The sequence below is a fragment of the Paenibacillus bouchesdurhonensis genome (assembly GCF_900155685.1).
GTDB lineage: Bacteria > Bacillota > Bacilli > Paenibacillales > Paenibacillaceae > Fontibacillus > Fontibacillus bouchesdurhonensis.
Genome location: NZ_LT732548.1, coordinates 1989146 through 2011547, shown reverse-complemented (window position 1 = coordinate 2011547; position 22402 = coordinate 1989146). Strand labels below are relative to the sequence as shown.

Annotated in this window: 16 protein-coding genes and 1 pseudogene; 3 read left to right on the top strand and 14 right to left on the bottom strand. The window is 45.4% G+C overall.

Going from position 1 to position 22402, the window contains the following annotated elements; translation table 11 throughout:
* Window positions 1–25: 25 nt before the first annotated feature.
* Complete coding sequence (locus CZ379_RS13265; RefSeq protein ID WP_110934362.1) at window positions 26–931, bottom strand: ABC transporter permease; 906 nt, start codon at window positions 929–931, stop codon at window positions 26–28.
* A gap of 407 nt (window positions 932–1338) precedes the next feature.
* Between CZ379_RS13265 and CZ379_RS13260 the strand changes: the two genes are divergently transcribed.
* Entirely contained in the window at window positions 1339–2223 is an 885-nt protein-coding gene (locus tag CZ379_RS13260; RefSeq protein ID WP_110932054.1) for a carbohydrate ABC transporter permease, read from the top strand.
* Window positions 2224–2334: 111 nt separating this feature from the next.
* On the opposite strand, the gene CZ379_RS13255 is transcribed toward CZ379_RS13260, so the two are convergent.
* Window positions 2335–4578 carry a helix-turn-helix domain-containing protein gene (locus CZ379_RS13255; RefSeq protein ID WP_110932053.1) on the bottom strand — a complete coding sequence of 748 codons (2244 nt, stop codon included), beginning with the start codon at window positions 4576–4578 and terminating at the stop codon, window positions 2335–2337.
* Window positions 4579–4854: 276 nt separating this feature from the next.
* On the opposite strand from CZ379_RS13255, the gene CZ379_RS13250 reads away from it, so the two are divergent.
* Window positions 4855–5757: an ArsR/SmtB family transcription factor gene (locus tag CZ379_RS13250; RefSeq protein WP_110932052.1), complete on the top strand. Its 903-nt coding sequence runs from the start codon at window positions 4855–4857 to the stop codon at window positions 5755–5757.
* 201 nt (window positions 5758–5958) lie between these two features.
* Here CZ379_RS13250 and CZ379_RS13245 read toward each other — a convergent pair whose 3' ends face one another.
* The 3 genes from CZ379_RS13245 to CZ379_RS13235 form a co-directional block, all read right to left on the bottom strand.
* Complete coding sequence (locus CZ379_RS13245) at window positions 5959–6246, bottom strand: hypothetical protein (protein WP_110932051.1); 288 nt, start codon at window positions 6244–6246, stop codon at window positions 5959–5961.
* Between the two features lie 6 nt (window positions 6247–6252).
* Window positions 6253–7749 (bottom strand): alpha-N-arabinofuranosidase, encoded by a 1497-nt coding sequence (locus tag CZ379_RS13240; RefSeq protein WP_110932050.1) that lies wholly within the window; start codon window positions 7747–7749, stop codon window positions 6253–6255.
* 728 nt (window positions 7750–8477) lie between these two features.
* Complete coding sequence (locus tag CZ379_RS13235) at window positions 8478–10757, bottom strand: glycoside hydrolase family 127 protein (RefSeq protein WP_234404905.1); 2280 nt, start codon at window positions 10755–10757, stop codon at window positions 8478–8480.
* 255 nt (window positions 10758–11012) lie between these two features.
* On the opposite strand from CZ379_RS13235, the gene CZ379_RS13230 reads away from it, so the two are divergent.
* Window positions 11013–11870, top strand: a complete 858-nt coding sequence (locus tag CZ379_RS13230) for an AraC family transcriptional regulator (RefSeq protein WP_110932048.1) — start codon at window positions 11013–11015, stop codon at window positions 11868–11870.
* A gap of 207 nt (window positions 11871–12077) precedes the next feature.
* Here the strand turns inward: CZ379_RS13230 and CZ379_RS13225 are convergent, their stop codons facing one another.
* The 9 genes and pseudogenes from CZ379_RS13225 to CZ379_RS13185 all read right to left on the bottom strand — a co-directional run bounded on the left by CZ379_RS13225 (window position 12078) and on the right by CZ379_RS13185 (window position 22265).
* Window positions 12078–13445: an XRE family transcriptional regulator gene (locus CZ379_RS13225; protein WP_110932047.1), complete on the bottom strand. Its 1368-nt coding sequence runs from the start codon at window positions 13443–13445 to the stop codon at window positions 12078–12080.
* 149 nt (window positions 13446–13594) lie between these two features.
* The gene (locus tag CZ379_RS13220; RefSeq protein ID WP_234404904.1) at window positions 13595–13879 is read right to left on the bottom strand and encodes a helix-turn-helix domain-containing protein; all 285 of its coding nucleotides are present in this window, start codon (window positions 13877–13879) and stop codon (window positions 13595–13597) included.
* Between the two features lie 219 nt (window positions 13880–14098).
* Window positions 14099–14593: a PTS sugar transporter subunit IIA gene (locus tag CZ379_RS13215; RefSeq protein WP_110932045.1), complete on the bottom strand. Its 495-nt coding sequence runs from the start codon at window positions 14591–14593 to the stop codon at window positions 14099–14101.
* 41 nt (window positions 14594–14634) lie between these two features.
* Entirely contained in the window at window positions 14635–16515 is a 1881-nt protein-coding gene (locus CZ379_RS13210; protein WP_110932044.1) for an oxidoreductase, read from the bottom strand.
* A 29-nt stretch (window positions 16516–16544) separates the two neighbouring features.
* On the bottom strand, window positions 16545–17969 hold the full coding sequence (locus CZ379_RS13205) for a 6-phospho-beta-glucosidase (RefSeq protein ID WP_110932043.1): 1425 nt from the start codon (window positions 17967–17969) through the stop codon (window positions 16545–16547).
* Between the two features lie 12 nt (window positions 17970–17981).
* Window positions 17982–19016 carry a LacI family DNA-binding transcriptional regulator gene (locus CZ379_RS13200; RefSeq protein WP_110932042.1) on the bottom strand — a complete coding sequence of 345 codons (1035 nt, stop codon included), beginning with the start codon at window positions 19014–19016 and terminating at the stop codon, window positions 17982–17984.
* 177 nt (window positions 19017–19193) lie between these two features.
* A complete protein-coding gene (locus CZ379_RS13195; RefSeq protein ID WP_110932041.1) occupies window positions 19194–20570 on the bottom strand; it encodes a PTS transporter subunit EIIC in 1377 nt (458 codons plus the stop codon).
* A gap of 296 nt (window positions 20571–20866) precedes the next feature.
* Window positions 20867–21076, bottom strand: a pseudogene (locus CZ379_RS13190) (MFS transporter); the annotation flags it as partial.
* Window positions 21077–21080: 4 nt separating this feature from the next.
* Window positions 21081–22265: a M20 family metallopeptidase gene (locus CZ379_RS13185; RefSeq protein WP_110932040.1), complete on the bottom strand. Its 1185-nt coding sequence runs from the start codon at window positions 22263–22265 to the stop codon at window positions 21081–21083.
* Between the last annotated feature and the right edge of the window lie 137 nt (window positions 22266–22402).

Genomic DNA, 22402 nt, shown 5'->3' with positions numbered 1-22402 from the left:
AAAGTACGGTTACTCGTTTACTCCTCTAATAAACGCCGTCTTCGCCGAATTTCTTGGCCAGCCTGTTCGCGATCATGACCAATATTAATCCGACAACGCCTTTAAACAGGCCAACGGTTGTACTAAAGCTAAGCTGCCCGTTCTTCAAGCCAGCCGTGAAAATATAAGTATCAAAAATTTCTCCGACCTCCCGGTTCAGCGAGTTCAGAAGCAAATACATATGTTCGAAGCCAAGCTCGAGCGTATTGCCGATTTTGAGGATCAGCAAAGTGATGATCACGGGGCGGATCGCTGGCAGCGTAACATGCCATGTTTTTCGCAATCGGCTAGCTCCATCCATTTCGGATGCTTCATATAGCTGCGGATCGACAACGGTAATCGCTGCCAAATAGATAATGGTGGACCATCCGGCCTCTTTCCATATAATTTGCAGAATGTACATGGGGCGAAGCCATTCCGTGGATGTCAGGAAGCTGATTTTTTTTCCTCCGAAGGCGGCTATGATTTCATTAATAACGCCTCCATCCACATTGAGAAAAACGTACGTAATGGATACAATGATGACCCAGGACATGAAGTGCGGAATATATACCATCGTCTGGATCGAATTTTTGAACATTTTATGCCTGACTTCATTCAACATAAGGGCCAGAATGATAGGCAGCGGAAAGAAAATGATCAGCTCCAGCGCAAACAGGATCAATGTGTTGCTCAGCAGCATCCCAAAGGTGGGTTCAGTAAACAAACGGATAAAATGCTTGAACCCGACCCACGGACTGCCCTGGATGCCCTGATACGGCTGATAATCCTGAAAGGAAATAATCAGGCCGCCCATCGGAAAATATTTGAAAATAACAAAGTAAACAAACCCCGGGAGAATCATCAAATATAACAGTTTATTTTTGCTTAAACTCTTTAAATGATGAAGCATGTCAACTTTCTTTCGCTCCCATCTTCTCTGTGGTTTGCCTTGTAACGGAATGGCTGTGGAATCTGCTTCCTTCACCGGCTGTCGACCTCCTTGATCAGTTAACGTGTGTTCGAAGCCAAGCATAGCCCCTAATCGATATTCCGTATATAATCATTAGCTATCATCGACCCCATAACCCCCTACAAACACAGGAGAAAATGTAGCTGATGATTACTATTCAAGATAGAGATACAAGGGGGATCGTAGCTAATGATTACGATTTAAAATCAGGATTATTTCCTTCTCAGAATCCAAAGTTTCATATTTTTTCCTCTTCTTTAATGCCATAGGACATGATTATATACGGAATATTTACCGCTTGATAAGGTGGATATGAGATTAATAATTCAAGGAGGATCATACCTGCCATGTCAAAATCTGTACTCAGTAAAAAATCGCTAGGAAGCCGGATATTCAACATTGTAAATTATACGCTTCTGCTCCTGTTCGCGCTTGCGTGCCTCCTGCCCTTCGTGAATGTCGTTGCCAGTTCCTTTGCATCAACACAGGAGATCGTTTCGAAGAAGTTCGTCCTGTTTCCGACGACTTTTTCGCTTGATGCTTATCGCTTTATCTTCTCAACGCCGACTATCTTCAAAGGACTTGGCGTGTCCATTGGAACAACGCTCGTTGGCACAGCCTTCAGCATGGTGCTTACAGCGTTGATGGCGTACGGCTTATCCCGCAAATATTTGTCCGGAAGAAATACAATTAACTTTATCATCGTCTTCTCGATGCTGTTCAGCGGCGGAATGATTCCAACCTTTCTCGTCGTTAAATCGGTTGGACTAATCGATTCGTATTGGTCGCTGATCATCCCGACGGCGATTAACGCCTTCAATCTGATCATCATGAGGAATTTCTTTCAGGCTCTTCCGGAGAGTCTTGAAGAATCGGCAAAGATCGACGGCGCCAACGACTTCCGCATCCTGTGGAAAATCATGCTGCCGCTTGCCCTTCCTTCGATCGCAACCCTCTCCTTGTTCTACGGCGTGAATTATTGGAATACGTACATGAATGCGATCCTTTATCTTAACGACTCTGAGAAATGGCCGCTGCAGGTGCTTCTACGCCAAATCGTCATCGTTTCCAGCGGCATGGAAGGCGATAATTCGGCGGTAGACATCGTTCCTCCTGCCCAGACGATCAAAATGGCGGTCATTGTCGTCGCAACCGTTCCGATGCTGATCGCCTACCCGTTTGTGCAGAAGCACTTTACGAAAGGCGCTCTGCTTGGAGCAGTTAAAGGCTAAGCCTAATAAGAAAAATTACAGAGCTCTTCAGTTCCACTGAAACTGATTAATTCTATCATCTTCAAAAAAAGTTCTGGCTCAACGCATCGGTATGCGAAGCCAGAACTTTTTTTAGCGCTCCAATTTCATCTTGCGATACGCCCCAGGCGTAACATGCTCTTTCTTCCGGAAAGAGCGGATGAAGTTTTGAGAATTTTGATAACGAAGGCGTTCTGCGATATCCTTGATGGTCATATCGGTATCCACGAGCCACTTCTTGGCGATTTCCAGCCGGTAATTCATCACATACTCACTGAACGTAGTGCCGTACTCTTTGCGGAAAATGCTGCTCAAATAATTGGGACTATAATGAAGGCGTTCGCTGATCGACTCCAGGGACAAATCCTGATCATATTCCGTACGAATAATGGTAGCGATTTTATCGGCGATTGAACGAAATTGCTGGTTCGTCTTTTCTTTCATGCTCCTGACCATCGGATAGATGACTTCGTACACCAGGATTCGTTCTATCTCTTCAGGATTCCGGGTATCCAGCAGCCGATGATACAGATTGGCGTTGCTCGGGGTAAGCAATATTTCCACGCCGATCAGCTGCTCAAGCTGAATCAGATTGTTTACGAAGCGAATCAGCGTCACTTCAAGATTCATCGGGTTCAAGCTGTGCTTCATCATATCCGCAAGCAGCGGATATAAGGATCGCGAAACCTCCTGCTCATCTCCCAAACGAATAGCATCAAACAGCTGTGCCTCCAGTTCTGTTGGATAATGCAGCAGGATCGGCCCCGATATGCCCGTTGAGACATCCTCGTAAAAAATGATCGATTCCTTCCCCAGGTTCAGCCGCTGATAAAGAGCTTCCAAACTCGTCTCGCAAGCCTCTCTGCTGTTCAGCGCGTCGTCATAAGGCAGGCTGATGCCTATGCTTATCGAGGACTTTAAATACTCTCTAGCAGACTTAATGAGCAGCTTAGCATATTGCAGAATCTGCTTTCGCATATCGGTGGCATCCCCTTTGTCAAAGAGAAGCACCGTTGCTTGCGTCCGTTCGTTAAGCACAACGGGCAGCAATCTTCCGGGCTCCGGGACAATCTCCTGCACCAGATTATTTACGGCCAGCAAAAGCACATCCTTGTCCGACACCTGTCCTTCGCCGTAGCTGTCCAATTGAATCAGCATCGTGACGAAGAGAGTGCTGCTCGTAATCGGATAACCGAATCGTTCCAGACTCTTCTCCGTTTCCTCCCGGGTGACCCGGTTTTGAAGCAGATTAAGCACAAATTGCGTCTCCAGCTTAGGCTTCTCCAGCTCGATTAGATGCTCCAGGCTCTCCTTCTCCGATACGATGGAATCGATCGATCTAATGATCCAGTCCACCTCATCCCTCAGCATCGGCTCGGGACTTGCGGCGAGACTGCTCTGAATTTTCCGATACGGACGGGTCAAATAAACAGACAGCAGGTAGGCCAGGATGACCATCAGAAGCATAATCACAATGGCCATAATGATCAGACCGAACCGCGTGGTCGCTAAGGCTTCGCTCACTTCCTTCTGATCAAGAAGCGTCACATAAGTCCAATTGTTGTAATCGGACTTGGCGTATAGAGCAATAACGGAATCCCCTGTCGCTATTTCGACGGTCATTTTACCCGTCAACGGCTCGTTTGCGACTTGCTCGCTAATCAGACGGAGATCCTGTTCGGACAGCATATCTGTCTTCGTTTGGGCAGAATAGAGCAGTTCACCCTCTTTATTCAGGATATAGACGGACGTTTCCGGCTTCGTCTGCAGCGTGTGATTTAACGTTTGCAGGGAAATATCCGAAAGAGCAATCGCTTGTTTATCTTGGGAAGATACCGGCAGCGTATGAATGAAGCGGATGCCATCATCCGTTTTCACCCAATACAGTCCTTTGCTGGCTTTATCAATATATTGTTCGTACAGCTCATCCCGTTCCTCTTCCGATAGCAGGGACAGCGACCCGTTTGAAATCCTCCAGTTCTGATTCAGGCTAATCAAGGAATATTGGACACCATCCAATCCCATCGTAGCAATATAATTCAGCTGGGTATTCAATTCCCGATATGTTTCAAAGTCCCGCTCTGTCAACGGATTGTTAATGACTTCGTGAAAGGATTTGGTCGTGCTGTATGTATTGAAAGCATACTCGATCGTTTGAATTTTCTGCTCCAATGTGTTCCTGATTTGCGTAATTAAGCTTTGATGACTCTCCCCCACGCGATCGGCTACCGAACGAATCGTAGACGAATAAATATAGCTTCCAAAGCCGATAACCAATCCGATACTCAAGACGAGAATAGGAATGAAAACGTTGTAAAAAGTCTTGCTCTTTCTCATTGCTCCACTCCTTAAGTCCATATTGATCATTTCACCTGCTGAATGGTCAGATAAATACTATTATAGCGCTTACAATCTGTTCGGGACATAGGGATTTCTAACGATTCAAAAAATAGCCCGCAGCCTCATCGAAGGCCTTCGACCGGTGTTCTGGTCCATTAGAGGCTTTCCTATTTGGGCGGCATCAACTACAATAGAAATAGAACATTTAAATAACAGAACCATTAATCATATAACATAAATATAAACAAAGTAAATAATGGAGGCATAACTCTAATGAAGTTAAATCTTACAGAACAATCACTTCCCGTATATGAAGCGTTATCCAGCGCTGTACGACTAAAAATATTGACCCTGCTCACTGAGCAGCCTATGAATATTAAAGAACTAGCTGAAGCGCTGCAGCTCAGCAGCGCCATTATGACGATGCATGTTCGCAAACTAGAGGCCGCGGGCCTCATTTCCAGTGAAATGGCTCCTGGTCGAAATGGATTGCAAAAAATATGCTCCCTTGCCGTCGAAAGCATCGAAATTGTCATTCCCCGCAAGGAGGAAAATGAGTATAAATACCATCGCACCGAAATTCCGGTGGGTCATTACTCCGACTTTGTGATTGAACCGACATGCGGTCTTGCTACGGTCGATCATATCATCGGCAGCTTTGACGATCCTAGACATTTCTGGGATCAGGAACGGACTAATGCCGGTATTCTGTGGTTCGGCAAAGGGTTTATCGAATATAAGATCCCTAATTTCTTATTATCGAGCCAGCAGCCCGAAGAGCTTGTCATTACGATGGAAATCGCTTCTGAAGCGCCAAACACGAATAATAATTGGCCCTCGGATATTACGTTCAGTCTGAACGGAGTCCATCTAGGCTATTGGACGAGTCCTGGCGATTACGGGGATAGGAGAGGCAAGTATACACCTGGCTGGTGGCATCATCAGACCAATCAATACGGACTGCTCAAGAAGCTGCGCATTACGCATGAAGGAACATATATGGATGGATTGAAATTATCCGACGTTACATTGAAAGATGTCCACATCCTTCATAAGCAATGGACGTTCAAGCTGTCCGTCGAGGCTGACGCCGAACATGTTGGCGGTTTGACCCTCTTCGGCAAAGGCTTCGGCAATTACAATGAGCATCTGATCTTTGAGCTCTACTATCGTTAAAGACAAGTTTATGATCATCGCTCAAAATTCGGTATACCGCTCATGCCAGTGCCAGATATGCAGAATGGAGACAGTGCGAATCTTGTGACGGTGGCAGCATCGAGATAGCGTTGCGTTTCAGTAGTCAGCTTTCATAGAAAAAATCCCCGATCATAAAGATCGGGGATTCTGATTTTGCAGGCAAATGACTCAGTTGGTATATTAGCTTAACGCCGCTCCTTCACGGTAAGCTCCCCACCGTCTTTGACCCGGCAAGGCGCACTCTCTCTCTTTCAGCTTGGCCACTACTGGAATGATGCAGCCACAGACGAGGCAGGTTACTCCGTCTTGAAGCTTGGGACAGGTGCTGCAAAGTTCTAAGCGCTGTGCATAAACTTCATCCGGCACGCATTTCTCCGGAGCAAATGCCGAAGAGGCTAGGATACGCTTGATCTGCTCCTCTGTGACTTTATATTCTTCCCGGCAGCCTTTGCAGGATGACGATGCCATATCCGCCTATGCCTTTGGAGTTAGCGCTAGGACAGTAACAGACATCGGCGGCAATTCGGCCGTCAACTGGTCACCCTCCAATGTAAAGCCACGGAACGGTTGAGGGGCTACAGTATCCGGGGCATCGAACGTGTTGTGCGCATCTATTCTTTCCCCGCTAAGCACGGTTCCTGCAATCTCGAAGGACTGGCCTTTGGAGCCGCGAATATCGACCGAAACAATCGACTTCTCGGCATGATTTGTATTGCACAGGCTGATATGAATTACTCCGTCGGCATTTATCGACGCCGATGCGGTAACCGCTGGAATCTCCCGACCATCAAAACAATAGCTACCGCCGTCCAGTTCCAGATCAATCCGCTCTGCATCCTGGTGTACCTTGAACATATCAAACACATGATATGTAGGCGTAAGCACCATCTTCTCTCCTTCGGTCAAAATAACCGACTGCAGCACGTTCACCGTCTGGGCAATATTCGCCATCTGTACACGCTCGTTATGTTTATGGAAGATGTTGAAGGTTAGACCGGCTACCAGTGCATCGCGAATCGTGTTTTGCTGATACAAGAAGCCTGGATTAGTGCCCGGTTCAACGTTGTACCACGTTCCCCATTCGTCGACAATGAGGCCAACGCGCTTCTCCGGATCGTATTTATCCATAATTACGCAATGCTTCGTAATAAGCTCATCCATATGCAGCGCCTTCTCCAGCGTCGTGAACCATTCGCCCGTCTCAAAGCCTGTAGCAGGCCCTTTATCCTCCCAGGTAGCGCCTGGAACCGTATAGTAGTGCAATGTAATAGAGTCCATGAACCGGGATGCTTCCCGCATCAGAACTTCCATCCAGTTATAATCGTCTACGTTTGGCCCGCAGGCAATTCGGTGAATTTTGTTGTCGTCATAGTTACGGACGTACGTCTGATAGCGGCGATATAAATCCGCGTAATATTCCGGGCGCATATTTCCGCCGCAGCCCCAGTTCTCATTGCCGACTCCGAAGTAAGTCACCTTCCACGGTTCCTTGCGTCCGTTAGCCTGACGCAGCTCAGACATTGGCGATACGCCGCCAAAGGTCAGGTATTCTACCCATTCCGACATTTCTTGGACGGTACCACTCCCTACGTTTCCGTTAATATACGGTTCGCATTCGAGCAGATCGCACAGCATCATAAATTCATGAGTCCCGAAATGATTGTTCTCTACTACGCCGCCCCAATGTGTATTAACCATTCTTTTGCGGTTTTCTTTAGGCCCGATGCCATCTTTCCAGTGATATTCATCGGCGAAACAACCGCCAGGCCAGCGAAGCACTGGAATTTTAATTTGCTTAAGCGCTTGCACGACATCGTTTCTAATTCCGTTCGTATTCGGAATCGGGGAATCCTCGCCAACCCAAATCCCTTCATAAATGCATCGTCCCAAATGTTCGGAGAAATGACCGTAAATATTGCGGTTAATGGTGCCTCTGCGTAAATCAGTGTTAAGTACTGCACGGTTTGCCATGGGAACAGCCGCCTTTCTAATCATTAATATTTATATTAATTAATTAATACTTACATAAACATTATAGCCATATTCCCGATCGTTCGTCAACCGGTCGTAAAATGCTAAAATCGGTGGGTAAGTTGCTCCCTCTTGCTATAATCATCTAATGATCCAAGGTAATTCTTCCGCCATCTGCCGCAGGCCTCAAGCACATCATTTACGCGATAAATTTAACGTTATGCTTCATGATATATTTTGCGATTAATTTAACGATTACAAGATACCCGTCGTTACTTTCAAATAAATGTGCAGCTAATGCGCTGCCCCTTCTTTACTGTAGAGACATATGATAACTGAGTTGAGCGGATTACTGTTAGGTGCCCACTCGCTGCGCTGTATCGACCTATACCTAGCTGGATTTCTGCAACTATTTATTGGTCAATGTGACCGATTTGAGAAATACCTGGATTTCATGCATTTAAACCTCGCCTTATCGCCTTCCTAGCCAAATATTTTGGTGATAACCTCCAGAAATCCAGTTAATTGTACATCCTGCACCAGACTCCCTGAATTAAATACAGCAAATACAGTTGGTTTAGGCAGCAAAGCGCTAAACGCTTATACTATATAGCCTTTCTAGTAATTCCCCCCCATCTCACCGACTTAATGTCATTCTCACCATATAAAAAGGCGACCTTAGAACGAGCTGCCCTCAGCTCCCTAAAATCGCCTTTAGATTAAAGCTACTATTCCTCAATTGGTTTCATCGTTCGAAGCACGCCGTAAATGCCGTTCAGATCACCTTCCGGGACGAACTTGAACTCCATCTCCCGCTTTCCTTGAAGAAGCTCGGCTGGGATCGGATACTGCTTGGTGAAAAATTCACGTTTGCGCTCAACCGGTGTTCTCTCGCTGGCCAGCAGTTCGCCGTTGGCGTAAATATTCATTACCCGGTCATGATTAATGGAGAAGTACGTCACCTGCAGCAGATTGTCTACTTCCGGACTCACGGCCAGCTTGTAGCTGAACCAGCCTCCAACATGAGCCACCCGGCCATTCAGGCCATCCCAGGCGCCGCCAAAGGTCTCTTCTCCTTTAATCCCGTGCTCCAGCTCATATTGATCATTTCCGACCTGTACACTATCGATGGTCGCCTCTCTAATAAGCTGCTCCTGCCGCCCCCGCTCCAAGTGCTGCTTCAGTTCATCGGAATCCGCAGCCACGATGTTCCAGTAGATGCCATACCGCTCGCGATGCTGTCTGTAATGCGGCGTAAACACCAGCCGTTCGTCTTCGTCCGTGTTTCGCAGCTCGAATGCGAGCTCATTGCCCCGTTTTACTAGATGGTTCTCAATGTTGCTTAACCATTCTTCCGGCGTCATTTCCCTGGGAATAATGAAGTCCTTGACGAGCATTTTTCGCGTTGGCACACTTACCATAATTCCGGTTGCCGCCTGCGTCATATCCTCCGTACCAAGCCCAGCGCTAAGCACGATAGGCCCATATTGGAAGCCCACGACATTCTGGTTGTCCGGCAGCCGGGAGATGATGACTTTCATGGGCAGCGTCAGCGTTATTACGTCACCGTGGCTCCATTCCCGATCGATTACGATATGTTGCTTTTCAGTACTCCACTGAATTGCCTCACCGTTCACCTTCACCCCAATCGAGCCTGAAACCCAATAAGGAATACGCAGATGCAGATCCAACTTTTTGCGGCCATCCTCAATTTCCAGTGTCAACGCAACCCCATCCGACTCGGGAATTTCTGATCGCTGCGTAAGCTTTACTCCCTGCTCCGACCAATTCAATTTGGAGCTAACGTATTGATTGATATAAAGCGTGTTCCCTGCGTAAAAATAAATGCTGTCATTGAGCTTCGTAAAGCTCTCCATCCCCGTACCTGTGCAGCACCAGAAATGCTCAAAGGGCGAGCTGTATATTTTAAAATACCCGGTTGCCATCGGTTGAAAATACATCGTCATTCCCGTTTCCGGATGCTGTGAGGACAATATCGCATTCACGTAATTTCGCTCATAGAAATCACTGTATTTCACATCGCCAGTCAGCTTGAATAGCTCACGCGTCAGCTTTAACATATTGTAGCTGTTGCACGTCTCGCAGGTAATATCGGAGCGCTTGCTGTTCAGGATGTCCGGCTCACCGAAGTGCTCGGACTCACTGTTGCCGCCGGTCATGTAGCTGTGATGGTACACGACCATATCCCAGAAGCTCTGCGCCGCTTCCAGATAGAAGCGTTCGCTCTCTCCCAGCACCAAATAGCGATTTAACGCCCCCAGGAACTTAGGGATCGTCGTGTTGGCATGCTTGCCTCTCAAAATGTCCCGGCCCTGCTGAATCGCTTCGAATAAAGGAAGCTCGTCGAATTTATGGGCTGCATCCAGATGCTTCGCATCCCCGGAAATTTTGTATAGATCGTAGAGACAGTCATTCATTCCCCCGTATTCCACGGCCAGCACGGTAGCCTGAAGCTCATTGCTCCAGCGGGATGTCCGCGAGGCGACCCAATCCCCAAGCTTCACCACCGTATCGTAAGCCGTTTGGGAGCCCGTCGCATGATAAACGGAGATCAATCCGGCGATGATCTTATGCATCGTATACCAAGGCACCCAGGCAGGCTGCCTCATTTCAATATTTTCAATCAGTTGCTCGGGAAAAGCCGACAAATACCCGCTCTCGAATTGACACTCCGCCAGCTCGGACATCATATATTCCAGCTTCTCCAGCAGAGCTGCGTCTTGTGTATTCTCATAGGCTTGCGAGCACGCTGTCAAAAAATGACCCAGCGTATGCCCGCGGATCTCTGTATCCTCCCAGCCGGGATATTTCTGCGCCTTTGGCTCTAGGCCCCGGTTCTCCCGGAAGCCGGCCAGCAGCCGGTCTACATCGTAGCTGTTCAAATATTGCAACTCTTTGGCAAAAGCGTTGACATGATAATCCCCCGTCAATACAACCCGTTGCAACCCAAAATCCTTAAGCACATCACGTCTCAAGTTCGTCTCCATCTTCATCCCTCTTTTTCCTCAGATTAATGACTAACTCCAGATTAGCGTTTTGGGGTTGCTAGGGTAAATAGCGAAACGTTCGAATCAATGTAAAAAGGTTAGGTGTTTATCTTTACTGTAGGAATATTCATTTAGAAGTGATATCGTTAATGATATTGTTAAAGTGGATAGTTATCGTCATATTAAAATTCAAAACTGTCAATAACGACTTAGAATCAAGTGTTAAAATGTCAGATTTATAGGGGGATACTTTGCATGAGTGGCTATCTATTTAATGTGGAAAAACCGCTAAATATGATCATGACAGGGAAATTCACTTCACCGTCGCCGGATTGGATCCATATGAGCAGAGTGCTAATGGATTACGAGTTATTCGTGCAAACCAAAGGTTCTTTATATATTGCGGATGAAAAGGAGCGTTACGTGCTGGAGGAAGGAGACTTTCTGCTTATGCCTCCTCGTGCGAAGCAGTATGGATATCAGGCCTCGGATTGCAGCTTCTATTGGTTGCATTTCACCCCGTTCAATGGAGCAGCTGACTTACAGACTTGCCTTACGACCGAGCATGAACATCAGGCCGGAAGCATCGTCATTCCCCGTAAAGGTACGCTGCGGAGCGCGGACAAAATCCTCGTCCTGATGAAGCAACTCCAGGATGCCGTGCGCAGCTACCGGGAACAAACACTAAGCAATTACATGACAACGACGATTCTCTGCGAGCTGTACAACCAGTTATTCCGCAAGGAAATAAGCCCCAATCGCAAGCTGAAGCAGTTGCAGCTCTACAACGATATCGTCGATTATATCCAATGGCATCGTTACGAGCCTCTCAAAGTGTCCCAGATCGCTGATCATTTCGGCTATAACGTGAAATACTTGTCCCACCTGTTCTCCAGCATCGCTGGAGTATCGTTGAAGCAATATATTTTGCAGCAAAAAATCGAAGCCGCCTCCTTTCTGCTCACCGATACGAACCAAACAATCCATGAAATTGCGATGCAGCTTAGCTATCATGACAGCCATCATTTCATGAAATCGTTCAAGCAAATGACCGGCCTCACCCCAACCGAGTACCGTAACGCTTATGCGAATCGTTTGTTGTTTTATAAGTGAGATACGAGAACACAAAGCCAGCTAGCAGATTCTCTGCTAGCTGGCTTTGTGATTATGTAGCTCTGTTAGCTCATGCGCAGTTTTACCTTAATTAATAACTAGGTACCTGCTCCATGTTCGAATGGTTTTATCGGATTGGATGAATTCACAGTCCCTCCCAGTAAACCGGAGCCTAAACTAATGACAATAATAAATGCCATAAACCAATTACGCATCCTTCAACACCTCCTCTAATAATTTTTCGTATTCCTTGAGCTGTTCCCCCGTTGCAAATGATCTGTATCGCTCAAATAAAGGTACTATTTTCATAAAATAAAAATGGTTTTTAAGAAGAATAGCATACTTAAGCGAATATAATGATTTCTCTATTCCTTCCTTATAATCCTTTTTTCTGAAAGAATATAAAGATAGTTGGTAGCTTAATCTCAAATACCTATCCCTGCTTACCTCTGGTTTATAATAATTATCAATCTGATCATATAACTCCGTATCTATATCAAACTGTTCAAGCACATCATCTATAAAAAAACCATGCATATTTGATGCCTCAACTATAGCCCGCAAGCTAGGTAGTATTTCATAAGGATACTTCTTAACTGAATTAATATATTCTGGGATTATTGATTGATCTCCCCGTAAAACCTGTAAGTTGTACATATTTAATTTAGCAAATAATTTAAATCTCTCAACTTCGTGCTTGCCTAATTCATTCAACCCAATAAACCAGCTTAAATCAGCATAAGCGGCTATATACTCCTCCATATTTTCATATTTTCTTTGAAGCTGTAATGAAACGCCCTTTAACAGATATCCTTGTCCATAATAAACGACAAGATGTCTCTCTGCTCTAAACTGAAACTCTTTAGATTGTTTAAATGCTCTCTCATAATTTTTATATGTCGCTTTTGCAAGCTTTATTAGCTCATCAGCATATATTTCAGTCAATTCCCATTTTTGCAATGTCAAATAAACATTGGTCAGATGTAATAATCCGTCCAATTGATAATCCTCAGGTAATCGATGCAAGTAAAGCTCAAATCGTGTAGCCGCAATCAGATTAGCCTCTGTATCATCCCCCAACGATAACCGAAAAATTCGATAATGGCTGATGGCTAGCCGCTCGGAATGCTGGTACTTCTCGCTCTCGATCACTACATTGTAGAATAGCCGGGATTCCTCACGCAGCCCTTTCTCGTAAAGTTCCTCGCCAATATCAAAGATCATCGGAATATAGTTCAAATTTTCTATAATGCAATTAAGCACCTCTTGAATGCATTCCTTCTGTCCCACTTCCGCACAACGGAGTAGGAATGCCTTGAGTCTTCGCCGATTTGGTTGATCTGAATCTACGCATTCATCGACATACAACGGATAATAGTGGCCTTCAGGGTACTCTAAGGCTTCCGTTATTAGATCCAGCTGGCTTATGGCAATGGGCTTGGGAGGGTTTCCGTTTAGAATGGCGCTGAGTGTCCCGCGATTTATTCCCGAGCGGCTGGAAAAACTGCTCAAAGAGTAACCTCTACGCTCTAGTTCCTGTTCAATTACAGAACGAATCGTGGATCCATTCGTCATTCAGGCTCCTCCTTCCTATGTATCGACATAAAGTTACATATTAGAAAAAAGCAAAGAATCCACCTCCTATATTTTTACACATTATACGAAAATATGTACTGGTGGTCAATTAATTTTTTTCAAACATTGCCCCTTCTCAGCTTTATGTCTTATAAATTTGTTTCATATAAGACGTCGGCGATTCCCCCAACACTTTTTTTAAATACCCTACTGAAGTAGTAGGGATTCGTGAAGCCTAGCTTGTCACTAATTTCAGAAACGATCAACGAGCTATTTTTCATTAGCTCAATGGCTTTATTTATTCGCAGCTTCGTATGGGCTTCGATAACACTTTGACCCGTCTGCTTCTTAAAAGCGGACGAGATGTAGCTATAGTTTAAATTCAAGTGTTTGCTTAAAGCCTGGGCATCAAAATCTCTCTCCGTATTTTTCATTAAATACCTCATAACTCGTTCCGCGATCGTATCGGATCTACCGCCAGCATTCCCCAAGAAGGGCTTCAATGAAGCCCGATGTAAATCCATGAATAAAAGATAAGATTGATAACATTTTAGCTGTCATTTACAATTTATATGATGAAAAACTCCTTTGATTCTGTTCCTACCAGTAAACAAATTCCCCTTCGCGATAACCTCGACGAAGGGGAGTTTGTATTAGAAATAAATGCGTATGACGGTCTCCTGCTGCGGATTTGCGATCTCCGACACAACTTCAACCTTGTTGACAGATTCCTGGCCATTCGGGACAATGACCGGTGTAATTACGGGATATCCTGCCTGCTGAATAGCAGGGATATCGAATTCCAGCAGCAGCTGGCCTTTCTCGACCTTGTCTCCATTGTTTACATGGGCGGTAAAGCCTTCGCCTTTGAGTGAAACGGTATTCACTCCGACATGGATCAAAATCTGCGCGCCGGAAGCATGCTCCAGCAGAACCGCATGTTTGCTTTTCTCCATAATATGTGCAATTTTCCCTGCAAACGGTGCAAACACCTTGCCTGCATCGGGTTCAACCGCTATGCCTTCACCCATCGCCTTGCTGGAAAAGGCTTCATCCGGCACCTGCTCCAACGGTATAATCTTGCCGGACAACGGCGCCGGAATTTCCAATACAGCCTGGGGGGGATTCTTCTTTTTACGTCCAAACATAACATTGCCTCCATAATACTCAGCTTAATTTCTATTTATGATTAGAGGTTCTTGGCAATCAGGTAGGCCTCTCTTGTCGCATCCATCACATTTCTCGGTCTGTTGGCATCCCCGACGATAAAGGTGTCCGGAACGATTCCGTAGAACGAATCAATCAAGTTCGGATTAGTTCTCATGCCCGTTGAGAGAATTACAGTTTGAGCCGGATGGTGCTTCTGTTCTCCTGCTTCTTCATAGACAACGCCCTCTTCGGTAATTTCCTTGATTTTGACATTCATTTTGGAATGGAGGGTCTTTTCTTTATCCATCGTCTGTCTTAGTCCAACGCGATATAGAATGTTCCCGTTCTTCGCCAGGATATCGCCCGCTTCCATAATCGTAACGTTTTTCCCTTGTCGCGCCAGTTCGATGCCTAGTTCGCAGCCAGTAGAACCGCCACCGATGAGAACCACATCGTGGCCCACTTCATCCATTCGGGTATAAACATCCAGCGCGCCATAAACATGATCCAGTTCCACTCCTTTAATCGGCGGCGTGAATGGATGGGCGCCTACCGCAATGATGATGGCATCCGGGGAGAGCCCTTTTACCAGCTCCGGTGTCGCTTCTACCCCCAATTGAACCTTCACCTTGGATTTATTCATCTGGACGATAAGATATTTCATGTAATTGTACAAGTCAATTTTCAGTTCTTCATATTCGGAATAACGCAGCGCTCCACCGAGTGCATCTCCCTTTTCCAGCAGGATCACTTCATGCCCCCGCTCATCCGCGACGAGAGCGGCTTTCATCCCGGCTGGCCCGCCGCCGATGATCACGACCTTCCTTTGCTTCTTCGCCTTCGGCAGTTCCAGGGGCACGAGGTCAGGTCTCATATATCTAGGGTTGACGGAGCAGCCCACATTTTTTCTCTCGGTCGATATATGATAGCAATATTGGCAGCGCAGGCAAGGAACTATATCCTCATCACGGCCTTCTTTGGCTTTCTGGGGCCAGAACGGGTCGGCGATAAGCGGCCGTCCTAAGGCTACAAAATCAGCTTTTCCCTCGGCGATAATCGATTCGGCTTCGGTCGGATTCATAATCGCCCCGACAACGGTCACTGGAATGCTGACATTCCGTTTCACTTCGGCTGCCCACTCCACATTCGGCATATGCTCTTTAAAAATAGTTGGAGCCATATGAACATTTCCTTCGTAGTTGATGTCAAGCCCCGCTGAGATATGAACCATGTCGATTTTGTCTTCTATAATTTTGATAAATTCCAGAACGTCCTTGAATTCAATGGAACCATCTACAACTTCAGAGGCGCTGATCCGCATATCCACGATAAAATCTGGCCCGACGGCCTGGCGAACCCGCTCTACGATCATTTTGGGAAATTTAATTCGGTTTTCAAAGGAACCGCCGTACTCGTCTGTCCGCTTATTAAACAGCGGCGAGAGAAACTCGGCAGGCAGCCAGCCGTGCGCGAAATGAAGCATAACCAGATCGAAACCGGTCTCTTTGGCCCGCCTAGCCGTTTCCGCCCAATCGTTTGCGACCTCATCCATCATTTGCTCGTCCATCGCTTTAACGATGGTCCCGTCTTGTCTGACCATATCAATCGGACCGATCGCGTAATCGTCGACACGCGCATATTGTCCGGAGTGAATCAGCTCCAAGGAAGCTTTGGCCCCGGCCTGGTGGGCAATAATGACGCGGTTTCTCGTGGCTTCTATTTGGTATTTGTCAAAAGCATAAGGCTCGTCCGGCCGGGAGTAGCTCGCTCTCTTCCTGCTAACATTGACGCTTCCCGTAATGATCACACCAGCGCCGCCAATCGCTTTATCATGATATGGACCCGCAGGGGTCGCGATAATCCGGTTATTGAACACTACATTTTTGATTCTAATCGGTTTGAAAAGATTGGGGAATTTCATGTGTACCACTCCTCTGTCTCTATATGAAGTTAATCCAAAGAACTGCCATTCGACAGAATCACATTTTTATACCAATGGAATGACTTCTTCCGTTCCCGCCTTAAGGTTCCTTCACCTTTGTCATTACGATCCACATAAATCATGCCGTATCTTTTTTTCATTTCCCCAGTCGATGCACTCACGAGATCGATGCATCCCCACACGGTATAACCCATCACATCTACGCCATCTGTCAAAATCGCTTCCTTCATATGGGCAATATGTTCTCTGAGATAATCTATGCGGTAGTCATCCTGAATCATGGCGCCCTCGATCTTCTCGTCAACTGCGCCAAGACCGTTCTCCACGATAAATATCGGCAACTGATACCGGTCATACAGGTTATTTAAACTGATCCGCAAGCCTACTCCATCAATTTGCCATTCCCAGTCGCTTTTTTCCAAATAAGGATTGACAATACCCTCAAGCATATTGCCCTTCACTTTAATTTTCCTTTCCGGGTTTGCACTTGTTACAAGCGACATATAATAGCTGATTCCGATGTAATCAACGGTTCCAGCCAGCAGATCCAGTTTGTCCTCTGCCGTGATATCCAACGCGATTTGTTTCCGTTCCAGAAATTTTTGTGCTTTCGGAGAATAATAGCCTCTGGTTTGCACATCGGAGAAATAGTAGTGAAGATCCATATTATGCATATTTTCCAGGTTGTCTTCTGGGGAACATGTTTCCGCATAAGATAGTGGGTACAGCATCATCATGCCAATTTTGAAATCAGGATTGATTTCACGGCCTATTTTAACGGCTTTCGCACTAGCCACTAATTGGTAATGGGCGGCCTGATACATCATTTGCTCTGGATTGTCATACTTATCGGTGCGGATTCCCGCAGCAATCATCGGGTTTAGAGTAATTACGTTTATTTCATTAAAGGTCATCCAATATTTCACTTTGGAAGCGTATCTTTCGAACAAGGTTTTGCACAGCTTTACATAAAAATCGATCATTTTCCGGTTTGTCCAGGAACCGTATTTTTCAACCAAATACAATGGAGTTTCATAGTGAGAAATGGTGACGATCGGCTCAATTCCATGCTTTAAGCACTCATCAAATACCCGATCGTAAAACGCCAATCCTTCCTCGTTCGCCTCTGTCTCATCGCCATTCGGAAATATTCTTGTCCAGTGAATACTTGTTCTAAAGCACTTGAATCCCATCTCTGAAAACAAGGCAATATCTTCCTTATAGCGATTGTAGAAATCAATGGCCTGATGATTCGGATAGTACACGCCTTCAACGATGCCTTCCGTATACAATCTACCCTGGCCGTGCTTTCCGGCGGCAGCCACATCCGCCGTGCTTATTCCTTTTCCGCCTATATCCCATGCCCCTTCGCATTGGTTAGCAGATACGGCCCCACCCCACAAAAAATCATCCGGCAGCTTCTGATTCAACATATGGTTCTCTCCCTACTCTCTATTTTTCACAGAACCTCTTTCTATAATTTCTGAATGGAAAATCGCATCCTTCTGCAATCTTTTCACGATATCTTCCTTCGTCTTGCTCCCGTCCATCATCCCGATCAACGCTTTGGCGACTCTTCTCATGATCTTCTGCTGGTGCAGGTCTACTGTCGTGATCGGAGGAGTAACCATTTTAGAAATCGGATAATTGTTATAGCCTACAATCGAAACATCATCCGGGACGGAAATCCCCTTTTCCAGCAGTTTTTGCAAGCCTCCAACCGCCAAATCATCTGTAGCGTAAAAGATGGCATCAATTTGCTTGGAAATGATTTTTTCTATAATTTTGCCTGTCGTATGGTATCCTTGGTCATAGTCGCTTCCATTCGCCTCAAAAATAAGGTTCTTCTCAACTTTCAGGCCGAACCTTTTCAGGCTTCTCAAGTATCCTTCATACCGGTATTTCGTACCAACCGATGTCTTGCTTCCCCTAACAAATGCGATTTTCCGATGTCCTCTCTGGATAAGATATTCTGTAATATCCTCACCGACGCGCTCATAATCAAGGGCAACATTTACCACAAATTCGTTCGCTATTAAATCCGATTTTCTTCCGAGGACAAAAATCGGCATATTCTTGTTGGCATACATATTGACGAAATCGTCGGGAATAAATTTTGACATACAGATCACCGCGTCTGCCCTATTCTCTGAAATAAATCGCTCCGCCGTGCCTATATGCTTATTGTTGGCAGTAATAATGACCAGGTCGATATCTTTCATCATCAGTTCATTTTGTACGACCTGCAAAGAATCCGTGAAATAAGGACGGGTTGGGTTATCTGTTATAAACAGGACAATATTCGTTTTTTGCCGCTGTAAATCGATCGCCGTACCGTTTTTCACATAGTTCAACTGTTTTGCAGCTTCCCTTACCCTTTTCTTCGTTTTATCGCCTATTTCAGGACTGTCATTCAAAGCCATGGAGACAGCCGAAACTGAAATCCCCAAAAGTTTAGCAATATCTTTTATAGTTGCCATTTTACTTTGCACCTCACGCCTATTTATCCGCACTCATACTATCATAGAACGTTTTAATGAAATTAACTATTGCTGCATAGGGATAATAGAGTGACAAACGCTTCAGATACTCTAACGAATGTTGAATATCGTTTCGGCTGCCAACTTCATTCATTCACTCGAACAGGCATTACTTCTTTACTTCCTAAGTTTGAACCCTTTTTTGCTTAAAAGAATTGTTGTAATAAAGGATACAGCTAGTGTTACAAAAACGCTGATGAAGTAAGTAACGGCTGTCGGTGATGACAGGAAGGCTGGAAGTCCGAATAATCCGGTAAAGGCAAAATTCGTAATATAACTGCCAGTCGCTCCAAAGATGATGCCTCCGATCAAACCACCAAGCGAGAGGGATATAAAGTATTTCTTATTCTTCATTACAACCCCATACAAGCCTGGCTCTGTAACACCCGATAGAAAATTGACAAAGGCCGATGAACTGGCGATGCCCCTCTCTTCTTTATTTTTAGAGATGACCAGCACGGCAAGACATACGCCAAGCAATGCATAGTTTCCTAGTCCGCCGGAGCCGAGGGTATACTCCATTCCGTGCTCTGCAAGATAAGATAATTGAAGCGGCAGAATCACCCAATGAACACCGAGCATGATGACATAAATGAACAAAGCACCGAAAATCGCATTAAAGATAATATCGTTGGAGTGAAGTAATAATTCGTATCCATTCGCGATCATATTTGCCATAAATCCGCCAACGGGTCCGAAAACCATTAATGTTAAAGGAACCATTATCACCATGGACAGCAGCGGTACGAAGATAAATTGCAAAGCTTTCGGTAAAAATCTCTTTAGTAATTTGTCCAGATGTGAATAAGCCCATATTGCCAAAATAATCGGGATGACCGTGCTAGAAAAGTTCATTGCGGTAAAACGAATGCCTAAAAAGTCGATAACATTGCCTGTCGTCGTAATTCCCGTGATGTTTGGCTCCATGAGAGCCGCACCAATCGCCGCGCCGATATAAGGATTCGCGCCGAATTTTTGAGCCGCCGTAAAAGCCAGCAGGATAGGGAAGAAGTAGATTAAAGCATTGCCCGCACCAGCCAAAATTAAATAAGTATTGCTTGTAGCGGGAAGAATATCGAATTGGGCCAAAATATCAATTAACCCTTTGATAATCCCGGAAGTAGCCAAAATGGGAATGTAAGGTGTAAAAATAGCCGAAATGGTCGCAAGCAGTTTATCAAACCATGATTTTTTACTCCCGTTTTCTTTCTGTGGAGTAGAAGCGCTGGTCTGCCCGTCTGCCTGATTCTGATCCAACTGCTCTACAATTTCGGTGTACACCTCGTTTACAAGCGGCCCGATGATAACCATAGTTGTGCCTTGCGCTTGCATGACGCCAAGTACCTTAGGCAGTGCTTTAATCCTTTCCAGGTCAGCGATAGAATCCTCTTTTAATTCAAAACGCAAACGTGTTGCACAATGAATTAAGTTCGAAACATTGCTTTTTCCCCCTACAAATTTAATAATTTCTGATGCGAGCTCTTTATTGCTCATCTTCGTCACCTCGGCAACTTTTTTAAGTGTGCGGACATTTACTGAAACGTTACAGTAAATATCCAAAAAAAATAACTTTCGTGAACTGAAACGTTTCAGAAATGCAGCAAGCGACTGTCGCATTAACTTACACGCAAAGTATATACGACAAAAATCGACTTGTCAATAAACCGTTTCCACAAAAAATTATTGTTTTAAAGCATCATCGAACGATAACGATTGGGACAATCTTAATCTTTTACACCCTGAGGCCTATCTATATATTACTCTAAGTGGATGCCGAAAATTTGATTCACATCGGCCAGTCCTCCGGCAACAACGATTAATATTCCGGAAAACAAAGCCGTCAAACTGATCGCGATATTAATAATATCAAGCGATATTCCCAGATCCGCCTGCACGGCAGGTACAATGTTAACCATCGATTGAGCAAACAGCCAAAATGTAATTACCCCGAATACGATCCCGAGAATTAGCTTATTGCTGCCATGGTATGGAGTGTCCATATAATTAGTCGTCCTCTCTTAGATAGTCTATAACTACAGCTCCCATCGCTTCAGCGGCAATAAGCATACAGTCCTCATTAATATCAAATTTAGGATGGTGATGAGGATAATATTTGCCGTCTGCCGGCATCGCCCCAACATAGAAAAATACACTTGGACGTTCTTGGGCATAGTAGGCGAAATCCTCAGACGGCGGCTGAGGTTCGCATCGCTCCACCCCCGTCACACCAGGGATCGAACTATTCTTTAACGACTCCGCTACAAATTCCGTCAACTCCGGATCATTGAAAAGCACCGGATAGTCATTCTGGTAATCCAGTTCATATGTGATTCCGGACATGGCCTGCAATCCTTCCAGCTTGCGGCGAATTTCCTGTTCAACCAGCTCTCTGGTTTCCTCCGTCATTACCCTTACATCGCCTTCTAGTTCAACGGAATCTTTAATGACATTGAAGCTTCCCTTGCCATCGAAGGAGCCGATTGTAATCGACGCTACATCAAACGGATTCAAGCGCCGACTAACAATCGTTTGCACAGCCTGAACAAAATAGCTGCCGGCCACGATCGCATCATTGGCCATATGAGGCGAGGATCCGTGTCCGCCCTTGCCGTTTATTTTCACTTTGAAATAAGCACGTCCGGTTTGTATATTTCCTTCGCGATAATATATTTTGCCCGTCTCCATCGTCGACATGACATGGATGCCAAACACATGATCGACCCCCTCCAGGCAGCCGTCCTTGATCATTTGTACTGCTCCGCCCGGCGGCTTTTCTTCCGCATGCTGATGCAAAATAACAACCCTTCCCCGGAGTTCATCCTTCATTTCGATCAAGGTCTCTCCCAGAATTAGCATGTAAGCAGTATGCCCATCATGGCCGCAGGCATGCATAACACCAGGGTTCTGCGAAGCGAAGGGAAGGCCTGTCTCCTCCATAATCGGAAGCGCATCAAAATCAGCGCGGATAGCAATTGTTTTCCCAGGTTTGCCGCTATCAATCGTAACGACAACTCCATTTCCGCCGACATGGTTTCGCACTTCGCAATCCTTACCGGCATAAAAATCAGCAATATACCTAGCTGTATTATCTTCGTGAAAGGATAACTCAGGATGGGCATGCAAATAACGCCTAATTTCGATGATCTGCTCTTTTTTTTCACGCAGTCTTTGAAATAATTGCTCTTTCATATAGAGTAGCCTCCTTCATTTTCCTGTAAGGCAATTTCATTTTGGCTATATGTATATTACCTGATTATGGTCATCTTCATACTCTTTACTGAAACTCTCAGGATAAAAAAAGAAATGCTTTTTCCTTCTTTCCGTTT

Excerpts from the sequence above, each read along its gene's own strand:
- CZ379_RS13210 (WP_110932044.1), bottom strand. The coding sequence starts at position 16,515 with ATGAAATTCCCCAATCTTTTCAAACCGATTAGAATCAAAAATGTAGTG.
- CZ379_RS13225 (WP_110932047.1), bottom strand. The coding sequence starts at position 13,445 with ATGACGAATGGATCCACGATTCGTTCTGTAATTGAACAGGAACTAGAG.
- CZ379_RS13245 (WP_110932051.1), bottom strand. The coding sequence starts at position 6,246 with ATGGCATCGTCATCCTGCAAAGGCTGCCGGGAAGAATATAAAGTCACA.
- CZ379_RS13265 (WP_110934362.1), bottom strand. The coding sequence starts at position 931 with ATGCTTCATCATTTAAAGAGTTTAAGCAAAAATAAACTGTTATATTTG.
- CZ379_RS13215 (WP_110932045.1), bottom strand. The coding sequence starts at position 14,593 with ATGTTTGGACGTAAAAAGAAGAATCCCCCCCAGGCTGTATTGGAAATT.
- CZ379_RS13185 (WP_110932040.1), bottom strand. The coding sequence starts at position 22,265 with ATGAAAGAGCAATTATTTCAAAGACTGCGTGAAAAAAAAGAGCAGATC.
- CZ379_RS13240 (WP_110932050.1), bottom strand. The coding sequence starts at position 7,749 with ATGGCAAACCGTGCAGTACTTAACACTGATTTACGCAGAGGCACCATT.
- CZ379_RS13230 (WP_110932048.1), top strand. The coding sequence starts at position 11,013 with ATGAGTGGCTATCTATTTAATGTGGAAAAACCGCTAAATATGATCATG.
- CZ379_RS13195 (WP_110932041.1), bottom strand. The coding sequence starts at position 20,570 with ATGAGCAATAAAGAGCTCGCATCAGAAATTATTAAATTTGTAGGGGGA.
- CZ379_RS13200 (WP_110932042.1), bottom strand. The coding sequence starts at position 19,016 with ATGGCAACTATAAAAGATATTGCTAAACTTTTGGGGATTTCAGTTTCG.
- CZ379_RS13260 (WP_110932054.1), top strand. The coding sequence starts at position 1,339 with ATGTCAAAATCTGTACTCAGTAAAAAATCGCTAGGAAGCCGGATATTC.
- CZ379_RS13250 (WP_110932052.1), top strand. The coding sequence starts at position 4,855 with ATGAAGTTAAATCTTACAGAACAATCACTTCCCGTATATGAAGCGTTA.
- CZ379_RS13205 (WP_110932043.1), bottom strand. The coding sequence starts at position 17,969 with ATGTTGAATCAGAAGCTGCCGGATGATTTTTTGTGGGGTGGGGCCGTA.
- CZ379_RS13220 (WP_234404904.1), bottom strand. The coding sequence starts at position 13,879 with ATGAAAAATACGGAGAGAGATTTTGATGCCCAGGCTTTAAGCAAACAC.
- CZ379_RS13255 (WP_110932053.1), bottom strand. The coding sequence starts at position 4,578 with ATGAGAAAGAGCAAGACTTTTTACAACGTTTTCATTCCTATTCTCGTC.
- CZ379_RS13235 (WP_234404905.1), bottom strand. The coding sequence starts at position 10,757 with ATGGAGACGAACTTGAGACGTGATGTGCTTAAGGATTTTGGGTTGCAA.